The organism is Lactobacillus sp. HMSC08B12 (assembly GCF_001808415.1).
Classification (GTDB): domain Bacteria; phylum Bacillota; class Bacilli; order Lactobacillales; family Lactobacillaceae; genus Lactobacillus; species Lactobacillus delbrueckii.
Genome location: NZ_KV793135.1, coordinates 1 through 9823, shown reverse-complemented (window position 1 = coordinate 9823; position 9823 = coordinate 1). Strand labels below are relative to the sequence as shown.

General features: G+C 42.6%; 11 protein-coding genes. All 11 read right to left on the bottom strand.

The window, feature by feature from the left end; all coding sequences use genetic code 11:
- Positions 1-141: 141 nt before the first annotated feature.
- The 11 genes from tagD to HMPREF3168_RS10450 all read right to left on the bottom strand — a co-directional run bounded on the left by tagD (position 142) and on the right by HMPREF3168_RS10450 (position 9772).
- On the bottom strand, positions 142-597 hold the full coding sequence (gene tagD, locus HMPREF3168_RS04020; RefSeq protein WP_035175387.1) for a glycerol-3-phosphate cytidylyltransferase: 456 nt from the start codon (positions 595-597) through the stop codon (positions 142-144).
- Between the two features lie 54 nt (positions 598-651).
- Positions 652-1860: an EpsG family protein gene (locus tag HMPREF3168_RS04015; RefSeq protein ID WP_035175389.1), complete on the bottom strand. Its 1209-nt coding sequence runs from the start codon at positions 1858-1860 to the stop codon at positions 652-654.
- Positions 1861-1901: 41 nt separating this feature from the next.
- Complete coding sequence (locus HMPREF3168_RS04010; protein ID WP_070488579.1) at positions 1902-2660, bottom strand: DUF4422 domain-containing protein; 759 nt, start codon at positions 2658-2660, stop codon at positions 1902-1904.
- A 20-nt stretch (positions 2661-2680) separates the two neighbouring features.
- Positions 2681-3799 (bottom strand): glycosyltransferase, encoded by a 1119-nt coding sequence (locus HMPREF3168_RS04005; RefSeq protein WP_070488577.1) that lies wholly within the window; start codon positions 3797-3799, stop codon positions 2681-2683.
- The gene (locus HMPREF3168_RS04000; protein WP_070488575.1) at positions 3792-4697 is read right to left on the bottom strand and encodes a glycosyltransferase family 2 protein; all 906 of its coding nucleotides are present in this window, start codon (positions 4695-4697) and stop codon (positions 3792-3794) included. Before HMPREF3168_RS04000 ends, HMPREF3168_RS04005 begins: the two co-directional genes overlap by 8 nt.
- A gap of 27 nt (positions 4698-4724) precedes the next feature.
- The gene (locus HMPREF3168_RS03995) at positions 4725-6152 is read right to left on the bottom strand and encodes a flippase (protein ID WP_070488573.1); all 1428 of its coding nucleotides are present in this window, start codon (positions 6150-6152) and stop codon (positions 4725-4727) included.
- A gap of 2 nt (positions 6153-6154) precedes the next feature.
- On the bottom strand, positions 6155-7270 hold the full coding sequence (gene glf / locus HMPREF3168_RS03990; RefSeq protein WP_070488570.1) for a UDP-galactopyranose mutase: 1116 nt from the start codon (positions 7268-7270) through the stop codon (positions 6155-6157).
- Between the two features lie 20 nt (positions 7271-7290).
- Entirely contained in the window at positions 7291-8067 is a 777-nt protein-coding gene (locus HMPREF3168_RS03985) for a DUF4422 domain-containing protein (RefSeq protein ID WP_070488568.1), read from the bottom strand.
- Between the two features lie 17 nt (positions 8068-8084).
- Positions 8085-8681 (bottom strand): sugar transferase, encoded by a 597-nt coding sequence (locus HMPREF3168_RS03980; protein ID WP_013440166.1) that lies wholly within the window; start codon positions 8679-8681, stop codon positions 8085-8087.
- 201 nt (positions 8682-8882) lie between these two features.
- Positions 8883-9212 carry a hypothetical protein gene (locus HMPREF3168_RS10985; RefSeq protein WP_371440825.1) on the bottom strand — a complete coding sequence of 110 codons (330 nt, stop codon included), beginning with the start codon at positions 9210-9212 and terminating at the stop codon, positions 8883-8885.
- Positions 9131-9772, bottom strand: coding sequence for a beta-1,6-N-acetylglucosaminyltransferase (locus HMPREF3168_RS10450; RefSeq protein WP_371440824.1), 642 nt, complete (start codon positions 9770-9772; stop codon positions 9131-9133). The genes HMPREF3168_RS10985 and HMPREF3168_RS10450 overlap by 82 nt, the downstream gene beginning before the upstream one ends.
- Between the last annotated feature and the right edge of the window lie 51 nt (positions 9773-9823).

The following is a 9823-nucleotide window of genomic DNA, read 5'->3' as shown; positions in this document are numbered from 1 at the left end:
TTGTAAAATCCTGGGAAATTAGCATTTAAGCTACTAGCACCAAAATTGCCAAAAATCGTTGATAGATACCGCGCTATTGGGCGCTTACGAAAAAAGATCGCTAACTGACAGTGTTAGCGATCTTTTTGACTCTAATAACTGTTAACTTTTGCTCTCAACATCCAAATCATCATGGAACAAGCAACTTTCTCCTGTAACCGTATTGGCATCATAAAGATCTTGCTTAATCTTAGAGGAGCTGATTTCAGGTGTTCGCGGTAAATAGACCACGTCGACCCCCTCTTCTTTTAAGAAGTCAAACTTTCCCTTCCAGTCATCTCCCATAACAAAAGTATCAATATGGTACTCATGCATGTCACTGCGTTTTTGATCCCAGTCTTTTTCAGGAATTACCAAATCAACATAACGAATGGCTTCCAAGAGCTGTTTGCGCTCTTCATAAGAAAAATATGTTTTCTTATGCTTGGACTTCCAATTGAATTCATCTGTCGACAAAGCAACGATTAAATAGTCACCCAAGGCTTTAGACCTGCGCAGGAGATTGATATGGCCGTAATGGAGTAAATCAAATGTTCCATATGTAATAACGCGTTTCATGACTAGTTTCCTCTGCATTTTTACTGTTTCTGTCCCTTGCGGCTCAAACTCCCCTTAGTGGTTAAAAATTGACTTGTAAGGGTAGACTTGCTCAAAGCCCATAGCAAAGTCATGGACAAAGAGTATACCAAAGATCACAATAACTAAAATATACAAGATCAAGCGACGTTTGTCATCTCTTTCGAATTTACTGATTGCATTTGGGATAAAGATGAACTGGGCATAAGTAAAGATTCTAACTACCCGGTACGTAGCTGGCAAAATTCCATCCATAGCACATACAATCAAAACCATCCATTGCAAAAGCTTGGCAATTGTCCATTCTTCAGCTGAATTTCCTAGTTTTTGGCGATCATCAAGTTGTAACATGCCAACCAATTGGCTCTTAAAGGAAGACTTGTTATAGGAAAACTGCGTCAAATCCCTGTTAAAACGCTGCTGGTATTCTAGATAAAGGTAAATTAGTGAGATAGCAATTTGTACTCCCAAATAAAGTTTACCGATTGTCTTACCCAGATATACTCCTTGATTTAGATACATCTGTACTCGCGGAATGAGTAAGGCTAATAAGGCTAAAATTCGCTTGCCTAAAAGCTTAATAAAAATGTAAAAACCTAAGTTAATCAACAGATAGCTGAGCTGTGACAGAGGTAGTAGATCCAGAACCGCCATAATCAAGAAATAGTAGGCACTTTGGTGCATGGTCCCTGCTAGAATCGTCAATAAAACAAAAGCAATTTTCTTCTTACGAACTAAGAAATATAAAGCTGGTAACAAGATTGCTGAAGCTAAAGCTTGTCTAATATTGTTGATCGAAACAAAGTAGGTATAAGTCAAGTAGAACAGCAAGATCGACATAAAATAATTATCTGATAAAAAAACTGTTACTACATATACCAGTCCTAGGGTTAGAAGCGCACAAAGAGCAATTAACCACTGTGGATCACTGGTTAAACTAGCGACTAGCAGATTCAGTAAATAAAAACCAGGTTCATAATAATGAGTGTAACTACCATTTACAATTGATAGAAACTGAGGGACATACGTATGAAAATAGTCAGTTCCCACTCCATAACGAAAACAAGAAATCAGCAAGATGGGTAGGGCAGATAAAGAAACAAGTCCAATTAGCTGCCATTTCTTGGTATCTTTGTACCAAGGCTGCTTAACCAGTAAAAAAGTTCTATGTCGGTTTTCTTCAATTAGTCGTGGCACAAAAGCAGCCACAAGGAGCGACATCGAAATCGCAATCAGATAAGCCATACTATACTCCTTTATTCTTTCCAAAGAAACAGTTTGGTAGTTTATTTTTTCAAAGTGTAAAAGATCTGGTTGGTGATCCGGCGGCGGTAATTAGCAATTTTTCCCTTCATTGGCATTTCGGTATTAACGATCGGTAAGTGCTTAACCTTCAATTCCTTATGCAAGATCCAAATATTTAACAACCGCTCTGACAAGAAGCCATATAATCTTTGCTGATATGCATTCAAACTACTTAAATCAACCTGTGGCTCTAGGTTAAAGAGGATGGTAAACAACCACTGACAATATTCATCAAATAAGTCCCCTCTGCAAAACATCATATTAAATAAAACTGCCTTGTTTTGATTAAAGAATTTATCAAAATCAGATAAGTATTCGGGACTGCATTTGGCCACGCTGGCTCGCAACTTACCAAAAATTTCTTCAGTACAACAATGAATCATAATTTCATCATGAGCATTCTGCTTAAAGTTAGCGACATATGAAGTCACCAAATCATGGTCCTGTAAAAAGCCTTTAAGCTCATCATAACTATATATCTGCTCAAAACTAGAAGAGAAATCACTTTTGCCAAAATAACGACGATAATGTACTAATCCCTTATAATCATCTTTTGTATTTTTCCAGATCCAATATAGTCCTGTCAATTCACAATAGTTAGGATTTTTTTCAGAAATATTATCTCCTGTATCATCAGTCAAGTAGTCCAGGTGTTCATGCAAACTACTCCCCACTTGCAAAGGAAGATATTTGTCTAGCTTGGGTAGCTTGACTCTTTTATGGGTAATAATGTAGATCATTTTGACCTCGTTTTTAATGATTACGAATTATATAGCTTCATGAAAGCAGCCACTGTATCTGTAATATCCAATTTTTGACGGGATAATAGGTCATAGTTGTCACGATGCCCTAATTCCAGATCCTTGATCACTTGACTTTGCCAAGCTGACAAGCTTGTTTCATCAATTGGCAAGAAAGAAGCATTGTTAGTCATTTTAGCCTCACTAGTGATTTGATCAGAGAAAATTACTGGCAAACCAGCTGCTTGTGCTTCAACCCCGACAATTGGCAAGCCTTCAAAATGAGATGGCAGCAAAAATACATCCATCGCTTGAAAAAGCTCACTAGTATTGGAACTTAAGCCGTAAAAAATTACTTGCTTATCCAGTCCCAAGTCATGCACCTGGTGTTTACATTCATCTTGCAAATCACCTTTTCCTACCAAAAGCAAGCGAGCTTGTGGATCTTGAGCATAGACTTTTGCAAAAACTTGAATCAAGTATTGGTGATTCTTCTGGTAAGCAAAACGACCAATATGGCCTAGTACATGTTTGCGAGATAAACCTAACTCTTTTCGTATCCTTTTTCTAATAATAGGATCATAACGAAAGGCGGCTAAGTCAACCCCATTCATAATCTTAATCACCTGTGACTTAGGTATACTTGGGAACATCCAATTAGAGGCTAAATCGGAAACTGACACATAACAGTCAGCCAATTTGACTAGCTTCCCTCTCAAGCTTTTATGAATAAAGCGCTTAAGCTGACGATGAGAGCCATCCACATCACTGGCATGTGACTGCAAGATTATTTTAACCCCACTATCAGCCTTACGTGCAGCCAAAGCCGTTACGTAGAGTTTATTTGCTACATCCCCATGGATATGAACATAGTCATAATTACCATCTTTTACAACCTTTTGTAATTTCTCATAGTACTTAAGCTGCTTCTTGATTTTATTACCAGGGTAACCAATGTAATAGACCTGAGTCCCTAGCTTGTTTAAATAATCAATATTTTGCTGTGATTCAAATGGCTCTAGGCAGGCTAAGTCAATCTGATAATTGGCCGGCTTATTTTCAATTACTCGTTTAATTAGAGAATACACTCCGCTGTAACCATTGTCATCAACGTTAACTTCTAAGATTCTCTTAGTCATGCTGCTCCTCAATATATTCAATTTCTGGTCTGAAGAAAATGCCCTCAACTGAACCCCCTAAGATTATCCCCAGTTTTTTGAGCTTATGTGGATTATGAGTAAAAATAACTCGCAACATATTGTAGTTGACCTTGGCGAACTGTCTAAGTCGACCCTTCATTCCATTTTCTCTAGCTATCACGCACTCATTACGATAGGCAAACTTATAACGACCGATCCGATCACCCTGTTCCTTAGCGATATTAGACCCATTATTATCCCTAGTCTTATGGATTACTTGACTCTTACCAACTACATAACAAGGATATTTTTTTGAAAGGCGGTTGGAATACTCAACATCATCCCCCCAAATAAAGAAGTCTTTAATTGGCAGGCCAAGTTCCTTAACCGTTGCAGTTTTAACAAAAAATGATACAAAAGTTGAGTAGTACGTTCTTACCAAGCCAGCAGACAGATAACCCAGATCACTAGTCCAGTCCTTGACCAATTTCGGACGGTTCATAACACAAGGCTGGCCATCAGTCCAAAAGACCGTACTAGATAAATAGCCATAGTTTCCCTTAAGCAGCTGATCTGCCTTTAGCAACTCTTTTAAAGCATCCCTTTTGACGATCGCATCATCATCCATAATCCAGACATACTTGTAACCAGCCTCACAAGCTTTGCGCATTCCAAAATTAAACCCACCGGCACCTCCTAAATTCTCGCCGGTATTAATATAAATGATTTGCCCTTGATCAATGTAGTCAGCAATATAGTCCTTAGTCCCATCCGTACTTGCATTATCAACGACTAATACATCTGCCTCAGCTACACTTTGCATCAACAAGGCATCAATTGCTTCTTTTAGTAGTTCTTTTCGATTATAAGTTACAACTACGGCAGCCACAGATTTCAAAATTTGCTAAATCCTTTCGCTAATTAATTATTTTTGCAACTTTTTACTAATTAAGTTCTTGGCTTGATCAATAATTGGAGCCTTTAAAAAATATACTAGCCCAGCATAAATTACTACACCAACAGCCACTTCACAAATCAACCAAAGCCAGCTAGCCTTCAAGTGTGTATTCATCCCAAAGACCGCAACAAACATTACCCCACTGGCCAATAAGTATTTCCATGAACTTTGGAACATTAAGCTTAGATCCAAGTCCTTTCTAACGACATAGAGCTGGTAGCCCGTCACAGCCACTTCCGACAAAACGGTTGCCCACATCGCCCCATTTAATCCCCAGAGACTGATAAAAGGAAAGTTCAAGATAATATTGATTACAGCCCCGATAGTTACGGAAGTCGTAAAGTCCTTGACCCGGTTAACTGGGAGCAAGTACTGCGTTCCAATAACATTGGACCAGCCGATCATCAAAATAACGATTGATTCGATCAGCATGGCTGGACCAACCGGAGCATACTTGGCACTATAATACAATGGCGCTAAAGTTAGCGATACGCCAGCAATTCCAAACATCATTGGGTAGGCCAAGGCGGATACGAAATCAAAAGACTTGTAGAGCATCTCATGGACTTTTTTCATATCGTGCTTGGCAAAAGCATTGGCCACGTGTGGCAGCATGACTGTCCCAGTTGCTGTAACAAAGGCCAAAATCAGCTTAACCAGGTTGTCTGAATATTGGTAAAAACCCGAGGCCTTCTGGTCAACCATTAGGCCCAGCATGGTTCGGTTCAGTTGAACATAGAGCTGGATCGCGATTTGTGGGATAAACATAGCAATTGTTGGCTTAAAATGCCTTAGGGGCCTTAAGCTGGCCAGGTTAACACCAGGCAACATCTTAAATGTATGTGGCCATAGGGTCAGGTTGCCTAGAAAAGTTGAAATTGCTAAGATTGCAATGTATAAGGCAACATCACTTGAACTCTTAATAAAAACAAAAATAGCGACCATCGAAACGATTTTAACAAAGGTATTTCTCAAAACCGTTCGCCGGAAATCCTCAATTCCTTCATATAACCAAGAAATGTCAAAAGCAACCGCGATCAAGTTGATCGACTGGGCCCACATATATAGCTGGTTTCCTTGGTAAAAGAACATAAAAGTAATAAAAGCCAGATATGACAAAATCGTCATGATGGTTTTAACAATTTGGATCTCCCAAAAAGTTTTCGCCATAGCTTGACGATTTTCTCTAACATATGCAATTTCCCGGTTCCCGTAGTAGCCGATCCCAATATTAGCCAGCAACATGAAGTACTGGATGATGGAGTTGGTAAAGGCGTTGGCCCCAACCCCTTCCGGACTCAGTACCCGGCTGACGTAGTAGGAAGTGATCAGCGGGACGATGATGGCTAAAACCTGGTAGCCGACATTGTAAAGGTAATTCTTAACAACACGCACGATTACTTACCGAATTCATCATTAACAGCTTCCAAAGCAGCCGCGATGACCTGGTCCATGTTGTAGTACTTGTACTGACCCAGGCGGCCGCCGAAGATGACCTTGGCATCTTCTTTGTCAGCCATTTCCTTGTACTGAGCGTACAGGTCGTTGTTTCTGTCATTGTTGACCGGGTAGTAAGGTTCATCGCCCTTGTGCCAGTCAGCTGGATATTCCCGGGTAATGATGGTCTTGTCCGGGTCCCCCTTGCCAAATTCAAAGTGCTTGTGTTCAATGACGCGGGTATAAGGCGTTTCTGCGTCGGTGTAGTTGATCACCGCATTGCCTTGGTAGTTACCCACGTCCTTTTCTTCAGTTTCAAAACGGAGGGACCGGTATTCCAGTTCACCCAGCTTGTAGTCAAAGAATTCATCGATCGGGCCAGTGTAAACTACCCTGTCGAACTTTTGCAGGTACTCGTCCTTCTTGGCAAAAAAGTCAGTGTCCAGTTCAACCGTGATCTTGTCATGCTTAAGCATGTTTTCCACCAGCTTGGTGTAACCGCCCTTAGGAATCCCTTGGTAGTCATCGTTGAAATAGTTGTTGTCATAAATCAAACGAACTGGGACACGCTTGATGATAAAGGCCGGCAGTTCAGTTGCCTTTCTGCCCCACTGCTTTTCCGTGTAGCCCTTGATCAGCTTTTCATAAATGTCGCGGCCGATCAAAGAAATAGCTTGTTCTTCCAGGTTTTGCGGGTTCTTGCCCGCCATTTCAGCCCGCTGCTCGTTGATCTTGTCCATGGCTTCTTGCGGCGTCCGGACACCCCACATTTGAGTAAAGGTGTTCATGTTGAAAGGCAGGTTGTACATCTTGCCCTTGTAGTTGGCTACCGGGCTGTTGGTGTAGCGGTTGAATTCCGCGAACTGCTGGACATATTCCCAGACTTCCTTGTTGGAAGTGTGGAAGATGTGGGCTCCATACTGGTGGACCTGGATGCCGTCAATTTCCTTGGTGTAGATATTGCCGGCGACGTGGTCACGTTTTTCGATTACCGTAACTTCGTGCCCCCGCTTGGCTGCTTCGCGCGCAAAAACAGCCCCAAAAAGACCTGCACCAACTACTAAATATTTGCTCATACTTGTTTTGCTCCTTTTATTTAAAAGTGGGTCTGCTTCTTGCCAATGCCAAGCTTGCGCTTGATCAGGTTGTAGCCCTTCTTGATTACCGCTTCACCGCCGATTTGCCCCCAAGGCATTTCAACGAAGTCCTGCTTGGTCGTGTAGAGCCAAACATCCAGCAGTCTTTCGGAAATGTAGCCATAGACCCGCTGGTCCTGGACAGAGTAGCCGGAAATATCGATTTGCCCTTCCAGCTTGCTCAAAACGCCAAAAACAAACTCACAATAAGACTCAAAGGCTGGCCGTTTCATGACAAACATATTGAACATGTGGGCACTGCGCCGCTTCATCATCATGTCAAAAGCCGGCAGATAGTCTGGATAGGCATCCGCGATAATGTCACGGGTCTTGTCCAGAGGCTCTGCCGGATGGGCATGAATGTAGTGGTCATAGTTGCTTTCGATGTAATAATTCCGCTTCTTCGGCACGATCACGTCGTGGTCAGCCAAAAAATGCTCGTAGTCGACTCCTTTAGCCACGTGATCCAGGTCATGAGGCTTGGATACATAAAAATAGCGGCGGTAATGCACCAGGCCAATTGCGTCAACGTCTTTCAAGTTCTTCCAGGCCCAGTAAACCCCGGTTAGTTCAGAGTAATAAGGATTCCTGGCAGAGATGTTGTCTCCTTCGTCATCTCGTTGGTAGGCAATGCCTGCTTTGTAGTTCTTTACCGCCCCGACCAAAACCGGCATGTAGACCGGGTCAGCCGGCATGGGGAACTGCTTGTGGGCTGCCACTAAAACTTTAACTTTCACTAGTTTCCACCCCTGCTTTAATAAGCCCCTTCTTTTTTGAAGATGCTGAAAATTGTCTGGAAGAAAATTTTGACATCATAGGCAAAAGAGATATTGTCGATATATTCCAGCTCCACGTCACAGCGCTCCGGGTAGCTGATGTTGCTCCGGCCCGTTGCCTGCCAAAGGCCCATGGCTCCGGGTCTGACTGACAAAAACTTGTCTTTGCGGTCGCCGTATTCAGCTAACTCCTTTTCAACAACCGGCCGCGGGCCGATGATGCTCATGTCGCCCTTGAGAATATTGAGAAACTGCGGCAATTCATCAACTGAGGTCCGCCGCATCCAGCGGCCGATCGGCGTGATCCGCGGATCTTCATCAGCCAGCAGCTTGTAGTCATTGTCAACATACTTTTGGTAGAGTTTTGGATTGCTTTTGAGAATTTCTTCAGCGTCCATGCTCATCGATCTGAATTTGTACATCATGAAGGGCTTGCCGCCCTTACCGATTCTTTCCTGGGCAAAAAAAGCGGATCCGCCATCCCGGTTCTTGATCAGCAGTGACAAAACTAAGAAGACTGGTGAAAAGACGATTAAGGCCAGCAAACTGCCGACAATATCTAAGAATCTTTTCACGTACCGATATGCTCCCAGCCTAGTCTCTCCATCAAAACCATTGTTATCTGTCATTATCTTCGAGCTCAACCTATTAAAATCCTTTTATTATATTATCGTTTTGCTATTATCTTAATACAGCAACAGTATACGCAATTTTAATCAACAGTATACCATCTTTGTTTGCTTATTCCAAAACTTGCTTAAGCGTTTTTGGCCTTTTTACTTAATTTCCAATAATTGACCAGCTATTTTATCGATGATCGCCTTATCTACTTCAGCATCAAATTTCCTGGAAAAGAGGTGGCCCTGCCGGCGGGCAGCCAGCAAAGTCTCATAATCCTTCTCCCGCCAAACGTAAGGACTTCCGTCCCACCAATTAATATAGCGGAGGCTGCCTTGGAATTCTTCAGGCCGGTCGTGAACCGGCCGGTCATAGTAGATTCTGTCTTTGAATTCCGGATAGATGTTCAGCATTGTTGGCACCAGCAGCTCATCGACCAGGGAGCCCCGGGCAAACATCGTTCTGATCCGGTCATCTTCCCGCAGCAAGACCTGGACCAGGTCATTTTCCAAACTGACCCAGTTGGAACCAAAGGCCAGTATCTAGCAAATTTCTTCCTTACTGGAAAGACCCGCTGCTCTGCCTTTTCGATTTTTCTAAAAAGCCGCATGGCCTTGTTTGGCTGCCGGAAGTTATGGGTGAAATGATATTTCTGCACCCGGGCCAATAACTGTGCCCCGCTTTCCTGGGAACTGTAGGTAATGAATTCTTTGCCAGGATGAGCGGCAAAAAAGGCATGAATCTCATCCTGATTAGCCAGCGGCAAGTCCAAGCCAGACAGCAGATGGTAATAGGCATATTTGCCTGGAGCTGCTGCTTGGAAAAGCCGCATTTCGGCTTCAATTTGCGAATAACTGCCCCAGTCGATGATCAGGGGCGAGACACTGAAAAGCGTGGCGTAGTTTAGCTGAAAGTCACGCGGATAGCCCACGCTTTTTCTGTCGACCAAGAGATAAATATCGTTACGGCTGTCATCAAGCAGGGTCAGCAAGGTCTGCAACTGACCCGGGTTGCGGTTGGCGATGATTAAGTAGGCATGTTTCTGCATTTTTTCCCTTTTCAATAAAACACTTAAACTTCCCACTTACAAAAGAGGGCT